Source organism: Alteromonas sp. S015, assembly GCF_036864485.1.
GTDB lineage: Bacteria > Pseudomonadota > Gammaproteobacteria > Enterobacterales > Alteromonadaceae > Alteromonas.
In genome coordinates, this window is record NZ_JAZETO010000003.1 from 85852 (window position 1) to 102965 (window position 17114).

The following is a 17114-nucleotide window of genomic DNA, read 5'->3' on the forward strand; positions in this document are numbered from 1 at the left end:
ATTTTATCCGCTTACTGACCAATCCAATATCTTTTCAGCCAACTCGTCTTCAATGCAGTACAAGAAGGCAGTTGGCACCTTTAGAACACCGCTCAACGCGACTACAGTTTTGAAATCTGGAGTGTGAACGCCACGTTCATATTGGTTCATACGAGCAGACGCAACAAATTTATCCATCCCCGCCATTATTCCTAACTGCTTTTGGGACAGACCGAGTCTTGTTCTTGCTTGCTTTAGCCGTGTTGGAAACGGCGAACCATCATTAGTTTTCAATTGGTGTAAGACATCTGCTCTTGAAAACTAAGATTTTCTTAGCTTTAATTGAATCTAGATACTAAGGAATGCTTAGCTATAGATTAGGCATGCCTAATTTTTTAGAGGATATGACTATGCTTGAAACTTTCGTGTGTGTGTCGGTAGTGGTTATCTACTTTTTGATTAGTATATTTACCGCTGATGATCAATCATCTACGGAAAATGAACAACTCGATAAGCTTGATGATGGTATGGGTAATGTTTTCGCTGATGGCGAACATATGACTCGTCAAGAGGCTGAGGATGCTCAGGCACGAGGCGAGTTATACGACACTTATTACTAGAGCTAATACATAGGCCAATTTGGGGGCAGATTTTATGAACGAAGAAAAATTGATTAATAACTCTGAGCTACGGCCATTTTTACCCGCGTTTGCTGAGATTAAACATCGACTGTGTGGTATTGAAGTTGAATGTGAGCCACTAGGCTTTTCTTTTGATAAGGATGTTCAGACTGAAGAGGAGATATTATTCACTTTAATATCCCAAAAGGCGTTTGCGTTCGATGTCACCAACGAAAAAGGAGCTGTCTGGGATGTAAGACTGGAGCCCTTTTCAAAGTTTAAAGCGCGCAGCACCAAAATAACATTCCCGTTTACCGGCTATAATCCTAATAAGCGACAGCAAATCAGTAATTGGGTTATCGAGTTGTGTAACTGGGAAGGTAACGTATTTACCGGTATTACCAGGCATTAAAATTAATAGGAACTGCTATGACAACATATGAATGGTTTCAAATGTGGGTGTTAATGGTGCTGGCTATTCGCGCTACTCGCCACTACGATAAATTAAAACACGATCTATTTAAAGCAATTAAAGAAGGGAAAATATAGTGATGGCCCCGTTGCTTACAGGATGCGCCATGGTTCTGGCGTTGGTGATACTTTTGGCTTTGCTATTTCATTTTAATCGCGACAACATCAATAAATTCGACTGATAACCCACTCTTTTGAGCGAAGGAGTTAGGCATGCCTAATTCTTGGCGCCCAAAAACAGCTGTTTTCTTATACTTTACGTGAAAATCAAACCCCTGAAGTGGGTAAATTTCAGCGTATTTTCCAAGCTTAGAAAAAACCCTCCTAAAGTCACCCTAGTTTTTCGCGCTCACTCTGAAGGACTTTATGGCAGCCTGTTCTAAACAATTTCACACGCTCATATAGCGTTTCGAATTATAAGGAACAGCACCAATGCTAAAAGCAAAACCTGACGGGATTTACGCCCTTAACAAAGATGGTGAAGAGAGAAAGATTTCCGGTCCGATAGAAGTGAAGGCTATTGTCTCTTCGCACGATAAGCGAGATGATTTTGGCCGACTTTTAGAGTGGAAAAACTACTTTGGCTTACCGATTCGTGAAGTACTACCAATGGGAGAAGTTGATGACAACTTCGCAAAGAAATTTAAAAAGAGGCTGCTTAGGTCAGGTTTTCAACTGTCGCCAGGAAAATACTCGTGGGAATCTCTTTTAGCCTACCTAATCGAAACCCCATGTAATAAGCATGCATACAGCGCGAGACAAAGTGGCTGGGTGGACGGTCAATTCGTGACACCAGACTGGAGTATTGGCCGATATGAGACACCGGCAGTTTATGTTGGTGATTTTGCTGGTGACAGCTTAGTTGAATCCGGCTCATTGTTGGACTGGCAACAAAATATTGGAAAGTATTGCCGAGGTAATCCAATCATGATTCTTGCAGTATGTACTGCACTTGCGGCCCCTATTATTGGATGGACTGATTTGGAAAGCTTTGGAATACAAATCGTCGGCAGCTCAAAATCAGGCAAGTCTACAGTGATGAAAGTGGCTGCTAGTATCTATTCAGATCAAACCTACTGGGAGACTTGGAGCTCCACATCTAACGGTATTGAATCTATCGCTCGTGCGCGAAATAACATGTTGCTTTGCCTTGATGAATTTAAGCAATGTCCCGCACAGGATATAGGCCAGTTAATTTATCACTTGTGCAATGGCGTATCAAAACTAAGAAGCCAGCAAGATGGTGCACTGGATAAGCGTTACCGTTGGCGAACAATATTTCTCAGTACCGGCGAGCTTACCCTTGAAGAGCTTTTGTTTGGCATTAATCAAAGTGTTAGTGCAGGGCAATCAGTCCGGTTGATAGAGGTTCCAGTATTTAGCAAATATGATGCTTTTGAAAATACTCATGGATTTACTTCAGCTAAAGAGTTTGCTGAGTATTTATCATCCTGCGTAGGTAAGTACCATGGCACTTTCATTAAATCGTGGGTGGAAGCTCTCTCAAAACTTGATTGCCCCAATAATGAGGTTATTAAAGAGTACAAAGATATTCGGGAGCAGTGGCCGTGGCCAAAAAACATTGAGAGTCAAGCTAATAACGTTTTAGATAAGTTTGCTCTGCTGGCGGCCGCGGGGGAAATTGCCATTAATTTAGGGTTGTTGCCATGGCACTTGGGTGAAGCTAAAGATGCATTAGAACAAGTAGCAACAATTTGGCTAGATGACCGGAATAGCACCGAAAACTCAGAAAGTAAGAAAATTATTAAGAAGCTTATCAAGCTAATCAATAAGTGGCGGCATAGCCTGAGTCCTCGGGGAGAATCACATAACGGGAGCATAGGATTCTTCGAATCAGAGCCGGACCTGGCTTGGTACATCCCTCAGCAGTTATTCAAATCGGAAGTTATTGAATCTGTTGCTCATGAATACAGTCAAACAGTCCATTACATGCTTCAAAAAGGTTGGGCCATTTCCAATGAAGGCACGCGCCGTACATTTAAAATAGGAGGAGAGCGATTTATTAAGCTTTTTCCTGAGAGAATCTGTCGCGAATGCGGTGAAAGTGTGGATCTATCCCACTTTTATCCAAATGATAACTCTTTGAATAGTAATACTAATCCCACTTTCCCAGCTTCCCAGAGCGAGAATTACTAATGCTTACTGATCAACTATTTGACGAAATAAAATGCGTTATTGAAAGCCAACTTTGCAAAGTAGCGCTCAACAGCAAAGAGTTTCTTACATTTGACGAGTGTGTCCAGTACACAGCACTGAGCCCGAATTTCTTGCGTCAACAAGTTAGAGAAGGGTTGCCCTACTACAAGCTTGGAGGCCGGCGAACCTTTTTCAAGAGAACAGAAGTTGATACTTGGATACTAAAGAATCGCGTGGAATTGGGAGACGAACATGAATAACGAGCTATTTGAAAAACGAGCGGGAATTTTAAAGCTTTATGGCGAAGAAGAGCGGCTGATAAGCGAGACTGAACGCTGCCGCAGAACCGGCATTAGCCGCACTACTTGGTGGCGCATGCAAAAGGCGGGAGAAACCCCGCCAGCTTCTAGTGTTGGCAAGGGGAAAGCTCGCTGGTTGCTGTCTGATATTTTGCTTTGGATGTGTCGAAATGAGTAGACACTTTAGTAACTTAAACTCATGATATGTCTGATATTTATTTTTATACTTTTGGTGAATAAATGATAATAAAGAAAGTTTGTTTAGGGCTTTTAGGCTTGTTTATGGTTTCTTTTGCGGTCGTTATGACAATCTTATTTCTTAATGATTATAGCTTAATTTTGCTCTCCGAAGATGTGGCTGAGTTTTTCAAAACCTTTCAAGTGTTGTTTACTTCAATAGCTGTTTTGTTTGCACTCATTTATTGGGTTCTTGCGTTTATAAATGATGGTTTTACTGAGTATAGACTTCACGATATAGCTGGAGTCATTGGTAGCGCTATGTTTATGGCTGCGTTTTTAGGCATGATTTGGAGTGTAGATTTGTCATACCTTTTTATCTTAGGGGGTGTGTTTTGCTTATACTGTGTACTGATACCACTAGTTACAAGCTTTTCAGGGAAGTTTTCAAATGAAAAGTGGGAACCAGCACTAATTTGGGCTGTTATATTTTCAGTGTCAATATATGGGATGAGTACATTTTCAAATATTATAATTAATGAAATATTTGGAGTGGATGCTGTTTATTTTAGCCAGACAAAACCAATTGCAATGCTCCTTGCAGCTACACCGATAACTGCATTAATCTCTTTTTCGTGCCTCATTTTTACAATTTTACCTTTTTTTACTAAAAGCAAAAAGTTTGACTTTTACACAGCAAATGGCTTTTTTGCCAGTTATGCAATATTAGTTCTTAGCTTGGCCTATGGAGGAAATATTGCTGGTGTTCTTGAAAAAACAGCTGTTATGGTGGATTTTAATAGTAATCATCCATGTAAAGTAGATGATGATATCGAAGGCGTTATATTTTTAGATCCAGCATTAAAAAATGTATTGGTCTACAACCCTAGTGCGGAGAAAAAGTATATAGTTCAGCCTTGTAATGCTAACTACAATCCCCTCTCTGAAAACACTGACCGTGAGGTTGAGGAAGGATAATGCTTCCTCAAGTTTTACGGGTAAAATGTGAGTTAGGCTAGCCTCTTCACTACTGAAGAAGAGGCTGTAAAGCGACGGATACTGCTTCGTGAACCTCCCGTCTTTTATAAAAATAGTCCCCTTGATCATAAATCTCAGCCATATTGTCTATCTTATGATTTAAACAGCGCTCTAGAACATCCCTGTCGAAGCCTAGCTGGCCAGCGATGGTTCTAAAAGTTCTCCTGAAATCATGAATAGTAAAATGCTCTAATTGCCCCATACGATTTGGAGGCGGAGCTTTTTTGCTGCTGTCTATTCCAAAAAGGCTGTTCACTGCACGATTTACAGTGTCGTTTCCCATATGAGGTACTTTGCTTTTGCGTCTTGCTGGGAATACATACTCAGAACTATGAGATCTGACTTTCAACTCTTCAAGCCAGCTTATAGCCTGTGGAGGAAGTGGTATACTGATATCGCTTTCCGTTTTTGTGCGCGCTTTTGGTAAGTGCCACACTGCATTACCTAAATCGAACTCCTTCCAAGGCGCTTGAATTAACTCTGACTTTCTAACGCCTAAGGTAATAAGTAGACAGCAAACTAAGTAATTATCTCGCGTGAAAGAATCCAAATTTTCCCTGAATACCGAAAAGGCGTGTTCAATTTCTTCAATGCTCAAAAACCTTTTTCTTGGCTTTTCATCCCCCCCCGCATCCTTACAGGAAAAAGCTGAAGCCGGGTTATTTGATGTAATACCAAGTTGGATAGCATGTTTAAAAAGTTGATTAAGTAAGCCCAGCACATCATTTGATACTGTTGGTCGACCACTGTTTGTGATGGTGTCTAAGATATTTCGAACATGAATTGCAGTCACTTGTTCAACCTTTAAGTGGCCAATATGGGACGAAACGTTTTTTCCATACTTGCTTTTTGGTATATCTGGGTGCTTATTACGCTTTAATATCTTGTGTTGATACATATCCTTAAATAATAGATCAAATGTCATTCCGTCATAATTTTCAATTGAAGCAATAGAAAGAGGGTCGATGCCATCTCGAATTAATGCCCGAATTTTCTCTGCTTCACCACGAGCTTCAGCCAGTGTAAGTTGTCCGAATTTACCCAGCGACTTTTCCCTTCTCTTTTCGTTGAAGGTATATCTCAGGGACCAGTATGGTTCTCCACGCTTCGGCACGACGAAGGACAATCCATTGCCATCAGACGTTTTTTTAGGTTCACCTTTAGCAAGTATGTTGACTTGTTTAACTGTTAAATTTGGCATTTTTTTCACCCCTTGTACTCACCAGTAGTTTGAGACTAGCAGTGAAAAATACTCACCACAATACTCACCAATTGGACGAAACAGAATGAAAAAATACGGAACGATAAAAAACAAAACCCCGCTATAAAGCGAGGTTTTTCATGTGGTTATGAATATATTTGAGCGCTAGTGAGCTTTACTCAATATTCTGGATCTGCTCGCGCATTTGCTCAATTAATACCTTAAGTTCAACGGCCGATTGTGTGATGTCGGTGCTAATAGATTTTGAACCTAACGTGTTCGATTCGCGGTTAAACTCCTGCATCATAAAATCTAGACGGCGGCCCACTGCTCCGCCCTTTTTAAGGATATTGCGGGTTTCCTTAACGTGAGCTTTAAGGCGATCTAACTCTTCTGCCACATCTACTTTTTGCGCCAGCATGATCATTTCTTGTTCAAAACGGCCTGCATCAAGTTCTACCTTTGCCTCTTCAAAGCGGGTTTGCACTTTCTCTCGCTGCCACACCATGATTTCAGGCATACGTGCAGCCACTTTTTCAGCTTCCACTTCAATAGCGTCAAGGCGCTGTGTAATCATTCCTTTAAGTGCTTCCCCTTCGGTAGCGCGAGCATTGATAAAGTCGTTTAACGCTTGGTCGAAGGCCGCCATGACGTCAGCATGGATGGTATCCATATCGGCTTCTTCCGCTGCAATTACGCCAGGCCAGCGCAAAACGTCTAGTGGGTTAACCCCCGTGGATTGGCCATGCGATTGCACCCAGTCGGCGGCATGAAGTACTTGTTTAGCTAATTCTTCGTTTAAGCTTAGCTTAGTTACAGCAGCATCGTTAGCGGTAAAACGTAGCGCACATTCAACCTTACCTCGGGCTAGCTTCTTACGGAATCGCTCACGTAGAACTGGTTCTAATGAGCGAAACTGTTCCGGTAAGCGAAAGTAGGTCTCTAAAAAGCGTTGGTTAACCGAGCGTATTTCCCATACGGCTGAGCCCCACTCTTTTTTAGTTTCTACGCGCGCAAACGCTGTCATGCTGTAAATCATAAATATCCTTTAAATTTAACTGAAAGCCTGCAAAAACAACCCGAACGTCGTGTTGTATACGTGAATATCTAAGGCAGGTTTTTTGTAATTTGTATATTAGCGCACATTTACGCAATTCAATAAATAAACATGTAAAGTTCGTTTTTAACGACTGTGGGTATTGCGTTATACTTAGGCGCAATTTCGTAGCTATATTGACTTTATAGGTTTGAATCGCGAGTTGGGCTTTATATATATGTATCGCCTAATGAACCTGTAAAACGCTACCCTTTTTTAAGCACTTACGTTGTGGAGAACACTATGCGTCCAAGCGGCAGAACCGCCAGTCAAATTCGCCCTGTTACTATTACTCGTCAATACACTTGTCACGCAGAAGGCTCTGTTCTTGTAGAGTTTGGTAACACTAAGGTGTTGTGTAATGCGACGGTAGAAGAAGGTGTGCCACGCTTTATGAAGGGCCAAGGAAAGGGCTGGATTACGGCTGAGTACAGCATGCTTCCTCGTGCTACACACACGAGAAGTGGCCGCGAAGCGGCGCGCGGTAAACAAGGCGGCCGTACGCTAGAAATTCAGCGTCTAATTGCACGTTCATTGCGCGCAGCGGTCGATTTAAAGCTACTAGGTGAAAACACCATTACGTTAGACTGCGATGTAATACAGGCTGATGGCGGAACGCGCACAGCGTCAATCACCGGTGCGTGTGTTGCCCTTGTTGATGCACTTACTTACATGCGTGCAAAAGGCATTATCAAAACTAACCCGCTTAAACACATGATCGCTGCCCTTTCAGTGGGCATTTATGAAGGTACGCCAATTGCTGATCTTGAGTACACTGAAGATTCTGAGGCCGAGACAGACATGAACATCGTAATGACCGAAACCGGCAAGTTGATTGAAGTTCAGGGTACTGCAGAAGGCGAACCGTTCTCGTTCGAAGAGCTTGACGAGATGCTGAAAATTGGTAAGCACGGTTTACGTGAATTATTCGACGTTCAAAAAGCGGCGCTTGCGTAATCGAGTTATCAAAGCGAATTTAGCGCCTACGGATAAGTTAGTAATAAAGAGGTCATCATGAAAGCGTTTCAGCGTGATTTTATCGAGTTTGCCATTGAGCGTGGCGTACTGAAATTTGGCGAGTTTACTTTAAAGTCAGGCCGCGTTAGCCCGTATTTTTTCAATGCAGGTTTGTTTAATCGCGGTGGCGATTTAGCTAAGTTGGGGCGTTTTTACGCTGATGCGCTAATGGATGCAGGCGTAGAGTTCGACGTTCTATTCGGTCCAGCTTACAAAGGCATTCCGATTGCAACCACTACCGCCGTCGCGTTGGCCGATAGCCACAACCTTGATGTGCCTTATTGCTTTAATCGCAAAGAAGCTAAAACCCACGGTGAGGGCGGTAATCTGGTTGGCAGCCCACTAGAAGGCAAAGTTATGCTGGTGGATGACGTTATTACTGCTGGCACGGCTATTCGCGAATCGATGACGTTAATTGAGCAGCAGCAGGCAAGTTTGTCTGGCGTATTGATCGCGTTGGACAGACAAGAACGCGGTAATGGCGAACTGTCAGCCATTCAAGAAGTCGAACGCGATTTTGGCACTCAGGTTATCTCTATTGTGTCGCTTGCCGATGTGGTGGCTTATCTTACCGAGAAAGGTGGATTTGAAAGCGAGATCAGCGCCATTAACACTTACCGTGAAAACTATGGCATCTGATTTTGAGAGCGCATTTAGCGCAGCAAGCCAGCATTTAGATGCGTTAGGGCTGCGTTGCCCAGAGCCAGTAATGATGGTGCGTTTGAATATTAGAAAGCTGGCCGATGGGGAAACGCTATCGATCACGGCTGATGACCCTTCAACGGCCAGAGATATTCCTAGCTTTTGCCGCTTTATGGACCATACGCTGATTGCGTCTCAAACCGAGACCATGCCTTATCAGTACGTTATTAGAAAAGGGCGCGATTAAGCGCCTTTTTTATCATTCAAGCCCAGACTTGTGAGATCATCAGTTTACTTTTTCTATTCCACTTTTCTGTATTTCGCTTCAAGCGCACAATAAAGACCAAACATAATAAAACCAGCGCCCACAGCGGCAATAAGGTAAGGACCAAAGGGTTGCTTCATGAGGGTTTCAAGCGCTTTTTGTAATCCACCTGCCTGTGATGGGTTGCTTAACAGGGCGGCGAGAATAAAAAAGCTTCCTACCAGAGAATATACGACCCCTCTTGCGGTATATCCAAGACGGCCAGTGACTTTTACACTTTTACTCACACGATGACTGAGAGAGGGAAGCGAAAATTTCTTTAAAAAGTCTGCGGTATAAGCGTGTTTGAACTGCACCATCGCAAATATGATGATGCAAAACCCAATAACGGCCACAAGCAGCAACCCCCACTCATATTGCATTAGAAACTCGCTCACTTTTTTCCCGCTCTCTTGTGAGGACGAACTACTTTTCACCTCTAGTAAGGTTTTAGCTCCTGCGTAAGCGGCAACAAAATAAAAAGCGCCCGAGATAAAAAAGAACAGCTTATTGATTACATGAACAAGCATACTGTCATCGTGAGCTTTGTCGGTAATGAAAATTTGCAGCCAGCGCCAGAAGGCGTAACAGGCTAAGCCAAGCACCAAAACTGAGAGAAAAATTTGCCCTAAAGGCTGTTGTTTCAGTGTAAGAAAGACATGGGATTGGGAGGCTTTTTCACGACTTAATACCGTGAATACTGAAGTTAAAATAAAAGCACCAAGCATAACGTACATGACAGTTTTGGCGCTATACCCTGCTCTGACAGTGAATTTTTTCCATTTAAACGAAGGATCCATGGTGTCCTCTCATAGCTTGATTGCAAAATAAAAACGCGTAGATTAGTTAATTTGCTATCAAGTTATGTTCCGTTTCGAGCATGCCGAACGCTTTTTAGTTCCAAACTAGCGGTCAGAACTGTCAACAACTGCTCTTAAAAGCAATTTTTGAAGCGTGCGTTTGCTGTGAGCACAGGTACAGTGAATATCTGTCATGTGGAGCACTTCACCATTAAGCATTTTTTGAAGTACAGAGGCTCTAACGTTTAATGAGACAAAGCCGTCTTCGTTTGAAATTTGTTTCGACGCCATAGCTATCTCCTTTATTTAAAGTATTTAATGCACGGCCACAGAAGCAAGTCGTTTACTTGCTTGGGGTACGTAGGCTTGCTCAAGGGTGTGCTGAATGGTTGATATCAGCCTGCATACAGAAGGATTAGTGGCATGTAGAGGCAATATGGCAATGAGTTGTTGCTGGCATTCTTGCAAAATAGCACGAGATTCTCGTTTTCTCTGCTCTTGTGCAAGTAAGGAAGATAAGTACATTCCCATGGTAGAAAATGCGAGCACATCTTCTTGCACTATACTGACCTTTTGCAAAGATGTTGGCTGAAGCGTATTCAAGATAATCTTGGCGGCTTCAAAAGTTTGATAACCTAACTCTCTGGCGTGATCCAATTTACCTTGTTGATGGGCCTGCTGAGTCTGCGCTTGCATAGCATAGCGATGCTGCCTCGCATTTGAAGGGTTTAGCTGTAGCCACTTCTTATAAACTGGACATAATCGCTGAACATTCATAAAAGCACCTCCTGTTTTTTATTACATTAGTGCAAATAAGAATCATTATCAAATGTAAAGTTAAAAAAATCTATTGTTTAGTTTGATAATTACGCTTCAGTGATCAGACTATATCGCTTATCTCAAACTTTACATGCCCTGAAACAGATTAGCATGTACGTTTACTGGCTTATTAAATTTGAAAGCCACCACAAGAGAACGACCGCTACTGTGACAGCAAAAACCGCTTTCATTTTATAGCGCTTAATTAACTGCTCTGCCTTGTCTCCTGCATAATAGACGACAGCTGCAAGCCCAAAATAACGAATTGAACGTGCAATAATAGTGGCTAAAAGAAAAAGCGGCAGCGAGTATTGGGTTGCACCAGCGGCAAGCATTGCAACCTGAAAAGGAATGGGGGCAATACCTAAGGTCATGACAAACCAAAAACCTTGGTTTTGCATCTGTTGTTTAACGCTGTCGAACTGATCCTGACTGAAAAAGGTATCAATAACCCACTGACCAACGAGGTCGAAAAGATAATAACCAAGGGCATAGCCGAAGATTGCGCCAATCACGCAGCCCAAGGTGGCCATTAATGCAATTTGCCAAAGCGATTCCCGTCTTGCTTGCATCAGTGGCACCATTACGGCTTCTAGTGGTATGGGAACAATGGTTGATTCTAAAAATGACGCAAGAGTGATGCCCTTTAACATATGCTTAGAATCGACAAGCTTTTTGGTTTTGTGCTTAACTTTTTTACCTAGTTCCATGTAATCCCTACCACTTTATTTTCTTTACTGCTTGTAAACGACGCCGTCCTTCATCACAAAGGACACGCTTTCCATAAGCGATATGTCGTCTAGCGGATTGCCTTGAACCGCAACAATATCAGCTAATTTTCCTTCTTCTAACGTGCCAAGAATATCGCTAATACCTAGTAAATTCGCGCTATTAACGGTAGCACTTAATAGAGCGTCAGCCGGCTTCATACCCGCTTCAACCATTAATGAAAATTCCTGTGCGTTGTCACCGTGGGCTGATACGCCACTGTCTGTACCAAAAGCAATTTTTACGCCTGCTTTATGCGCTTGTTCAAAGGTATTTTGAATAAGCGGGCCGATAGCGGCAGCTTTCGGGCGTACTAACTCTGGAAAGAAGCCATCAATTTTGGCTTTGTCTGCTACAAACTTTCCTGCCAATATTGTTGGCACATAGTAGGTGCCATGCTTCTTCATTAATTTGCGGATTTCGTCATCCATAAAAGTGCCGTGCTCTATAGAATCCACTCCGGCTTCAATAGCGCGCTTCATGCCTTCTTTCCCATGCGCATGCACAGCTACTGTCATACCGTAGTCTTTTGCTGTTTCAACAATTGCTTCTAATTCATCGGTCATGAACTGTGGGTTTTGACCGCTTTTAGCAACGCTTAAGACGCCGCCAGTTGCAGTGATTTTGATTAAGTCCGCACCGTCTTGATAGCGTGTCCTTACTGCTTCACGCGCTTCAGTTTCGCCGTTAACTACCCCTTGCTTAGGTCCTACATCAGGGCGAAGTAAATGAGATAAGCCGTTGCTTGGGTCGGCGTGTCCACCAGTAGTGGCAATAGACTTAGCAACGGTGTAAATGCGCGGGCCTGTTGCATAGCCTTTACTTATTGCGTTTCTTAGCGCAACGGTTTCGTTGTAGCCATCCCCTAAATTGCGAACCGTGGTGAAGCCTGAGTCTAGTGTAATGTTCGCGTAGTTCGCCGCTCGTAATGCATAGTCGGCTTCGTTAAGTGAAAAGCGCTCCAGATACGTCTGTGGTCCACCATGCTGAGACGACAAGTGAACATGCATGTCCATAAGGCCTGGCATAACGGTTGAATTCTTCAGATCAAAGACTGTGTCGCCCTCTTGCGCTTCTGCAAACCCTTTTTTGACGGCCTTGATCTTGTTGTTTTCAACAACAATAGTCACATTTTCCTGAAGGGATTTTGATGTGCCAGTAAATGCTTTTCCTGCATGTATCAGGGTGTCGGCTAATGTGGAGAGCGGCGTTGAGAGTATAGCGCTGGCAATAGCCAACGTAATTAGAGGTTTTTTCATGATATAGGTCTTCTTGTTGATTGTTTTATAGACTATATCGAATGTAATGTAGTCAGAGGTATAACGCAAAACAAAGCGCTGTTAATGGTGCTTTATTAAAGATGAATCACGTTTTGATAAGTTCGAAGAAGCAGAAGCAACTAAGCAGATTAATTACTCACTTCACCTAAAACGAAGGTTACACCGTTTGATTGAATACTAAAATGTGTGCCGGATTCGTTCGGTATCTCGTCAGCCTGTTCAAGCAATTGATAATAGACATTTTGATGCAATCTTGCCCACAAGTTTCTGCGAACGCATAGGTAGGGAATGGGCGTTGCCTCTGGGTCTTGTATGGCTTTTGGCGGAACCCGAAGTTCGAGTTGATCAGAATGTTGTAATCGCACGGTGTCGCCTGTTTGTGTGGAAAACACAAAGGTAGGTTCACTCTCTGATTCGTTCTCTTCCTTTTGCCATTGGGTAACAAGAAATGGTGTGTCTTCAACGGTAATGCCTACTTTCTCAACAGGCGTAACTAAGAAGTACTTATTGCCCTCCCGTTTTAGCACTGAGGCAAAAAGCTGAACTAAGCTTGCGCGTCCAATAGGGCTGCCCTCGTAAAACCATCTGCCGTCAAGTGCTATAGTAAGGTTAATGTCACCACAGAAATCAGGGTTCCATTGTTCAACAGGAGGCAAAGCACGCGTTTTTGACGAAGTGCCCTTGAGCTGCTGCTGAAATCTAGTTAGATCCACGTTCTTCGACCAACGCTTTTAATTCGCGTAGCTTCGCCTTAATACGACGCATATTATCCGGGCCTGTACGAAGTAGCTGCTTTTGTGGCTCGTTTAAACTCTCAAGGCGTTCATCGGCATATTTGTATGCTACCGAGTCAGTGTAAACCTCAACAGGAACGGGAACTTCAGGGGTATCAAGAAGTTGATCAATGGCTTCCAACAGTACGCCGTTGAAGTCTTGGTCTGGGTTCCCGATTTCAGCATACTTCGTCTGAATGTCGTCTTTATAAATGCCGTAGATGTTCAGAAGTGCTTCGTTGTCAAAAGACTCCAGCATATCAACATATGGGGTATAACGCTTATAACTTGCAGCATCTATCCACTGCTTACCTGCCTGAGAATAAACGCGGAAGTTCTGTTCAGGTGGCGTTAACAGCTGGTGGTTAGGTGCCATCTCATCATTCGCTAAGTTAGCCACCGACACCACAAAGCGTTGAATTAGGCCTTCGTTAACTAGCATGCGGTTAACAGTGTCTTCACTCGCTGAGGAACTCTCTATAAGTGACGCTTTCACTGCGGGATCGCTGGTATCAAGAGGCTCAGGCTCTAATGTCTCTGGAAGTGGCTCAACCTCGTCTTTTTCTTCAAGCTCCACCGTAGGTGCTGGCTGTGTGGGCTCGAATACTTCAGGCTCCTGTGGGGCCGTAACTTCAGGCTCAGTTACCTCGGGCTCGGGAGTCGCTACAGGCTCAGGCTCGTCCTTACTGGGCCAAAACACTACAGCCAGAATGACAACAAGAAGGATGCCTACAACGATAAAATGTGGGGCTAACGATTTCTTTTCCGACGATTCGCTCATAATGACTCCGCTACAAAACTATCCTTTTGGTAATACTACCAGAGATAACACCCAAATTTAGAAAATCAATCAAGAGAAATGTTCCCTTTGATTGTAAATTCCTTATTTTGGACATTTTTTAACGTAAAAAAGTCACTTTCTGATTTGTTTTTATTCAATTTTAGTGTGAATCCCTTGTTTTTTGTTAACGTTCACATTCGATGTCATGTAAATTCAAAAATAATTTTAAAACAAATGTTTAACAAATTGGGTTTGTGTACTAATGTGTTGATTAGTCATTGAAAAGCAAATGCTAGTTCGTTGTTATTCATAATAATTAATGAATATTTCGAGCCTCACGACCCCGTTTCAACTAGAATGTGCCCTTATAGGATAATTAGCGTGAGTAAGTTTAGACAGTATCACCCCAAATTACACCGAGCAGTAAAACGCTACAGTGTTATGCAGCATCTAATCATGCTGGGAGTAATGCTTTATCTCCTTCTAAATATCAATAACTTGTCAACCAAGCATCAGGTCATTGCTGTGGCGACTGTCATTGTTATGAGTATACAAAATGGCTTTATACTGTCTAAAGCGAAAATCGCTTTAGCTGTTGAAGGCCCTAGGTTGCTGGTATTTCCATTACTATGGATCGCTTCTGGAATGGGAACAGCGGCAATTCTATACAGCGCCTGCTCTCTTGCATCCTTGCTGGTGTTGGCAAATGCGGTACGGTTTAAAAACCACCGACCTCCGCTAGATCTATCTAATGAACCTGAGCACCTTGCCTAACGTATATATTCTGCTTTTTCGCCCTAAATTACGTCATTTAATAAAAAATATAGGGCGTGCAAGGTGCATACTTGATTCATGAGGTAAAAAATGCAGAAGTTTTATTTTCGGGATATTGAAGATAAGCCTACAACGATAGATTACTTAGAAGTTCAGTCTTATGAGATGAATGTATATTTAGTTTATCTCACGATCGGTAATCGCAGTGGTATGCTTTACGATAATGAAGACAAGCCTATGCGTTTTTTTAGTGCTGGCCACATTCGTGAAGCTTTTTCGCATTGCAACGTTCAACAGGCAGTAATGAAGCACGATACGCCTTACGATGAAATGATTGGAAACCCACCAAAAAGCAAAGAGCAAATGGCGTTACCTTTTAGTATGGATTTGCCTTACTAAGGGTGGTTAGTTACTACTGGCTTTTTTTGAAGTGGGCTTACCATGCCCTATAGCGTTGCCACTGCAGAGTATAGTAAATGTCGATAAAAATAGCCGCGTTATAAGCATACTACTATTCGTTTAAACACGATCGAATGCAGGTTAGCGTGTAAGCCATTTGCCTGCCGCCTTTCGCATATCTACTCTAGCTTTCAACCGTTTAGCCAACAGAAACAGGCCTCCTAGCTTTCTGTGTATGAACAAGGCATCTACCGGCGGTGTGTGCCAAAAATTGTGCTCCATAGTTAGCGCCATCCCCTTATCGTGAAGCCTTGAAATAAGGTCGCTTTGCCCAAAGTCATAAACGCCTTCGCTGCGAATGGCTTCACACGCCTCCATACCAATGTTTACGACGGCGTCGATTTGCGATTGAGAGTGGCTTTCATCTACTAGCCCAATGCTAAACGCGGCTTGTTGCATCATCGTTTTGTTATTGGTTGCCGCGCTGTTTAATAATGCTTGGTACTGCGCTGAAATAGTGTTGGGCACTTCCCGTGTAGCGCCAAAATCTAACAACACAATTTCTTTTGTTTCAGGTTTAAATTGATAGTTAGCTAAGTTAGGGTCGCTCTGCAGCAGTTTAAAATGAAAAATCTCATTAAAAAATAAAGTCATTAACGCAGTCATTACGGCGTCTCTAACTTCCTGCGACTGGTCTAATAGCGCATCTAAACTTTGTGCTTCTATGAAGTCCATCGCTAGCACTGTACTTGTGGTAAGGGGCGCATAGGTTTGCGGAATGACAAACACCCTCTTTCCTGCAATTTGGATATCAGTACTTTCAACCAACGTGCGATAGCGATTGAGCATGTTAGCCTCGCGCACGTAATCGGCTTCTTGATGAAGCTGTGCTTTAGCCTCTTGTAAAAGCGGGTTGATATCTAGTGACTTTGGCACCAAGCCAGTAAGTTTGATAAGTGTAGCGACATTGTCTACGTCACTATCTATGCTTTTTTTTACGCCGGGATACTGCACTTTTACTGCTAACATTTGGCCGTCCATCGTAATGATTTTATGCACCTGACCAATAGAAGCGGCGGCAATTGGGGCGAAGGAAAAATAGAGCAAATCGTCTTGCCATTTTTCGCCCCAAGATTGGCTAAGCGTGGTTATTAGCTGGTCTTTTGGCATAGGATCAGCATCGTCCCGCAAACGCCCTAAAATGACGGCAAGCTCTTCAGGGAGAAAATCTCCCGCATCCATTGAAATAAGCTGTCCGAGTTTCATGGCTGCGCCACGCATACTGGCAAGTTGATCTGCAATATTGGTAATGTTCTTTGGTGTTAAAAGCAAAGAGGACAAGACGGGCTTTTCACCTTTTAGCAGTTGCCCCGCACCTTGCGTCACTACATTTCCTGCAATTTTTCCCGCCAAGGAGCCTAAGCTCCCTATACGTGATAAGCGCGACGACGGCACCGCTTTGCTAGAACGCTGTGGTGATTCAACTGATTTGTTGGGCTTCTCTGCCATAGACTCACTCTACTTTATTGAAGATGGAGGGAAATGTTTTGTTAGCAAACGCTTAAACAATAACCTAAAAAGTTATGTGGTGGCTTGTTAATTATACTTTCAGGCAGGGCATCTGGATCGGCTATACATGCAAAGTAACTTGTTTTTCATCAGGAAGGTTTAACTAAAGAATGCGCATTAAATCAGACCCTTATTTAATCAGAACTGATT

At 42.9% G+C, this 17114-nt stretch carries 21 protein-coding genes; 10 read left to right on the forward strand and 11 right to left on the reverse strand.

The genetic code is table 11. From position 1 onward, the window contains the following. Positions 1-3: 3 nt before the first annotated feature. Positions 4-273, reverse strand: a complete 270-nt coding sequence (locus tag V7R42_RS06800; RefSeq protein WP_101566470.1) for a helix-turn-helix domain-containing protein — start codon at positions 271-273, stop codon at positions 4-6. Positions 274-389: 116 nt separating this feature from the next. Between V7R42_RS06800 and V7R42_RS06805 the strand changes: the two genes are divergently transcribed. The 5 genes from V7R42_RS06805 (at position 390) to V7R42_RS06825 (ending at position 4681) form a co-directional block, all read left to right on the forward strand. Further along, the gene (locus V7R42_RS06805; RefSeq protein WP_334019454.1) at positions 390-599 is read left to right on the forward strand and encodes a hypothetical protein; all 210 of its coding nucleotides are present in this window, start codon (positions 390-392) and stop codon (positions 597-599) included. Positions 600-633: 34 nt separating this feature from the next. Then, positions 634-1011 (forward strand): hypothetical protein, encoded by a 378-nt coding sequence (locus V7R42_RS06810; RefSeq protein WP_334019455.1) that lies wholly within the window; start codon positions 634-636, stop codon positions 1009-1011. A 491-nt stretch (positions 1012-1502) separates the two neighbouring features. Next, on the forward strand, positions 1503-3227 hold the full coding sequence (locus tag V7R42_RS06815) for a DUF927 domain-containing protein (RefSeq protein WP_334019456.1): 1725 nt from the start codon (positions 1503-1505) through the stop codon (positions 3225-3227). A gap of 252 nt (positions 3228-3479) precedes the next feature. Beyond that, complete coding sequence (locus tag V7R42_RS06820) at positions 3480-3704, forward strand: helix-turn-helix transcriptional regulator (RefSeq protein ID WP_064384934.1); 225 nt, start codon at positions 3480-3482, stop codon at positions 3702-3704. A 62-nt stretch (positions 3705-3766) separates the two neighbouring features. Continuing rightward, complete coding sequence (locus V7R42_RS06825) at positions 3767-4681, forward strand: hypothetical protein (protein ID WP_334019457.1); 915 nt, start codon at positions 3767-3769, stop codon at positions 4679-4681. Positions 4682-4730: 49 nt separating this feature from the next. Here the strand turns inward: V7R42_RS06825 and V7R42_RS06830 are convergent, their stop codons facing one another. Beyond that, positions 4731-5942, reverse strand: a complete 1212-nt coding sequence (locus V7R42_RS06830; protein ID WP_334019458.1) for a tyrosine-type recombinase/integrase — start codon at positions 5940-5942, stop codon at positions 4731-4733. A 175-nt stretch (positions 5943-6117) separates the two neighbouring features. After that, positions 6118-6981: a YicC/YloC family endoribonuclease gene (locus tag V7R42_RS06835; protein ID WP_334019459.1), complete on the reverse strand. Its 864-nt coding sequence runs from the start codon at positions 6979-6981 to the stop codon at positions 6118-6120. 300 nt (positions 6982-7281) lie between these two features. Here V7R42_RS06835 and rph point away from each other — a divergent pair, with 300 nt between their 5' ends. Genes rph through tusA form a run of 3 tightly spaced genes read left to right on the forward strand, consistent with a single transcriptional unit; the run spans position 7282 to position 8944 of the window. Then, complete coding sequence (gene rph / locus V7R42_RS06840; RefSeq protein ID WP_334019460.1) at positions 7282-7995, forward strand: ribonuclease PH; 714 nt, start codon at positions 7282-7284, stop codon at positions 7993-7995. Positions 7996-8052: 57 nt separating this feature from the next. Continuing rightward, positions 8053-8694, forward strand: a complete 642-nt coding sequence (pyrE, locus tag V7R42_RS06845; protein WP_334019461.1) for an orotate phosphoribosyltransferase — start codon at positions 8053-8055, stop codon at positions 8692-8694. Then, positions 8684-8944 carry a sulfurtransferase TusA gene (gene tusA / locus V7R42_RS06850; RefSeq protein ID WP_334019462.1) on the forward strand — a complete coding sequence of 87 codons (261 nt, stop codon included), beginning with the start codon at positions 8684-8686 and terminating at the stop codon, positions 8942-8944. The genes pyrE and tusA overlap by 11 nt, the downstream gene beginning before the upstream one ends. Before the next feature lie 53 nt (positions 8945-8997). Here tusA and V7R42_RS06855 read toward each other — a convergent pair whose 3' ends face one another. The 7 genes from V7R42_RS06855 to V7R42_RS06885 form a co-directional block, all read right to left on the reverse strand. Beyond that, positions 8998-9801 (reverse strand): DUF1206 domain-containing protein, encoded by an 804-nt coding sequence (locus V7R42_RS06855; protein ID WP_334019463.1) that lies wholly within the window; start codon positions 9799-9801, stop codon positions 8998-9000. A gap of 105 nt (positions 9802-9906) precedes the next feature. After that, positions 9907-10092 (reverse strand): hypothetical protein, encoded by a 186-nt coding sequence (locus tag V7R42_RS06860; protein WP_334019464.1) that lies wholly within the window; start codon positions 10090-10092, stop codon positions 9907-9909. A 24-nt stretch (positions 10093-10116) separates the two neighbouring features. Further along, positions 10117-10578: a hypothetical protein gene (locus tag V7R42_RS06865; RefSeq protein WP_334019465.1), complete on the reverse strand. Its 462-nt coding sequence runs from the start codon at positions 10576-10578 to the stop codon at positions 10117-10119. Between the two features lie 161 nt (positions 10579-10739). After that, positions 10740-11330 (reverse strand): YqaA family protein, encoded by a 591-nt coding sequence (locus V7R42_RS06870; RefSeq protein ID WP_334019466.1) that lies wholly within the window; start codon positions 11328-11330, stop codon positions 10740-10742. A gap of 24 nt (positions 11331-11354) precedes the next feature. Next, positions 11355-12647: an amidohydrolase family protein gene (locus V7R42_RS06875; protein ID WP_334019467.1), complete on the reverse strand. Its 1293-nt coding sequence runs from the start codon at positions 12645-12647 to the stop codon at positions 11355-11357. Between the two features lie 149 nt (positions 12648-12796). Next, positions 12797-13381: a DUF1285 domain-containing protein gene (locus tag V7R42_RS06880; RefSeq protein WP_334019468.1), complete on the reverse strand. Its 585-nt coding sequence runs from the start codon at positions 13379-13381 to the stop codon at positions 12797-12799. After that, complete coding sequence (locus tag V7R42_RS06885) at positions 13368-14222, reverse strand: DUF3014 domain-containing protein (protein ID WP_334019469.1); 855 nt, start codon at positions 14220-14222, stop codon at positions 13368-13370. The genes V7R42_RS06880 and V7R42_RS06885 overlap by 14 nt, the downstream gene beginning before the upstream one ends. A 381-nt stretch (positions 14223-14603) precedes the next feature. On the opposite strand from V7R42_RS06885, the gene V7R42_RS06890 reads away from it, so the two are divergent. Both V7R42_RS06890 and V7R42_RS06895 read left to right on the forward strand, forming a co-directional pair. Further along, entirely contained in the window at positions 14604-14996 is a 393-nt protein-coding gene (locus V7R42_RS06890; RefSeq protein WP_334019470.1) for a hypothetical protein, read from the forward strand. 90 nt (positions 14997-15086) lie between these two features. Beyond that, positions 15087-15395 carry a DUF6482 family protein gene (locus V7R42_RS06895; RefSeq protein ID WP_334019471.1) on the forward strand — a complete coding sequence of 103 codons (309 nt, stop codon included), beginning with the start codon at positions 15087-15089 and terminating at the stop codon, positions 15393-15395. Positions 15396-15536: 141 nt separating this feature from the next. Here V7R42_RS06895 and V7R42_RS06900 read toward each other — a convergent pair whose 3' ends face one another. Further along, entirely contained in the window at positions 15537-16904 is a 1368-nt protein-coding gene (locus V7R42_RS06900) for an ABC1 kinase family protein (RefSeq protein WP_334019472.1), read from the reverse strand. Between the last annotated feature and the right edge of the window lie 210 nt (positions 16905-17114).

Excerpts from the sequence above, each read along its gene's own strand:
- V7R42_RS06870 (WP_334019466.1), bottom strand. The coding sequence starts at position 11,330 with ATGGAACTAGGTAAAAAAGTTAAGCACAAAACCAAAAAGCTTGTCGAT.
- V7R42_RS06805 (WP_334019454.1), top strand. The coding sequence starts at position 390 with ATGCTTGAAACTTTCGTGTGTGTGTCGGTAGTGGTTATCTACTTTTTG.
- rph (WP_334019460.1), top strand. The coding sequence starts at position 7,282 with ATGCGTCCAAGCGGCAGAACCGCCAGTCAAATTCGCCCTGTTACTATT.
- V7R42_RS06830 (WP_334019458.1), bottom strand. The coding sequence starts at position 5,942 with ATGCCAAATTTAACAGTTAAACAAGTCAACATACTTGCTAAAGGTGAA.
- V7R42_RS06815 (WP_334019456.1), top strand. The coding sequence starts at position 1,503 with ATGCTAAAAGCAAAACCTGACGGGATTTACGCCCTTAACAAAGATGGT.
- V7R42_RS06820 (WP_064384934.1), top strand. The coding sequence starts at position 3,480 with ATGAATAACGAGCTATTTGAAAAACGAGCGGGAATTTTAAAGCTTTAT.
- V7R42_RS06825 (WP_334019457.1), top strand. The coding sequence starts at position 3,767 with ATGATAATAAAGAAAGTTTGTTTAGGGCTTTTAGGCTTGTTTATGGTT.
- V7R42_RS06810 (WP_334019455.1), top strand. The coding sequence starts at position 634 with ATGAACGAAGAAAAATTGATTAATAACTCTGAGCTACGGCCATTTTTA.
- V7R42_RS06865 (WP_334019465.1), bottom strand. The coding sequence starts at position 10,578 with ATGAATGTTCAGCGATTATGTCCAGTTTATAAGAAGTGGCTACAGCTA.
- pyrE (WP_334019461.1), top strand. The coding sequence starts at position 8,053 with ATGAAAGCGTTTCAGCGTGATTTTATCGAGTTTGCCATTGAGCGTGGC.
- V7R42_RS06895 (WP_334019471.1), top strand. The coding sequence starts at position 15,087 with ATGCAGAAGTTTTATTTTCGGGATATTGAAGATAAGCCTACAACGATA.
- tusA (WP_334019462.1), top strand. The coding sequence starts at position 8,684 with ATGGCATCTGATTTTGAGAGCGCATTTAGCGCAGCAAGCCAGCATTTA.
- V7R42_RS06875 (WP_334019467.1), bottom strand. The coding sequence starts at position 12,647 with ATGAAAAAACCTCTAATTACGTTGGCTATTGCCAGCGCTATACTCTCA.
- V7R42_RS06885 (WP_334019469.1), bottom strand. The coding sequence starts at position 14,222 with ATGAGCGAATCGTCGGAAAAGAAATCGTTAGCCCCACATTTTATCGTT.
- V7R42_RS06855 (WP_334019463.1), bottom strand. The coding sequence starts at position 9,801 with ATGGATCCTTCGTTTAAATGGAAAAAATTCACTGTCAGAGCAGGGTAT.
- V7R42_RS06900 (WP_334019472.1), bottom strand. The coding sequence starts at position 16,904 with ATGGCAGAGAAGCCCAACAAATCAGTTGAATCACCACAGCGTTCTAGC.
- V7R42_RS06835 (WP_334019459.1), bottom strand. The coding sequence starts at position 6,981 with ATGATTTACAGCATGACAGCGTTTGCGCGCGTAGAAACTAAAAAAGAG.
- V7R42_RS06860 (WP_334019464.1), bottom strand. The coding sequence starts at position 10,092 with ATGGCGTCGAAACAAATTTCAAACGAAGACGGCTTTGTCTCATTAAAC.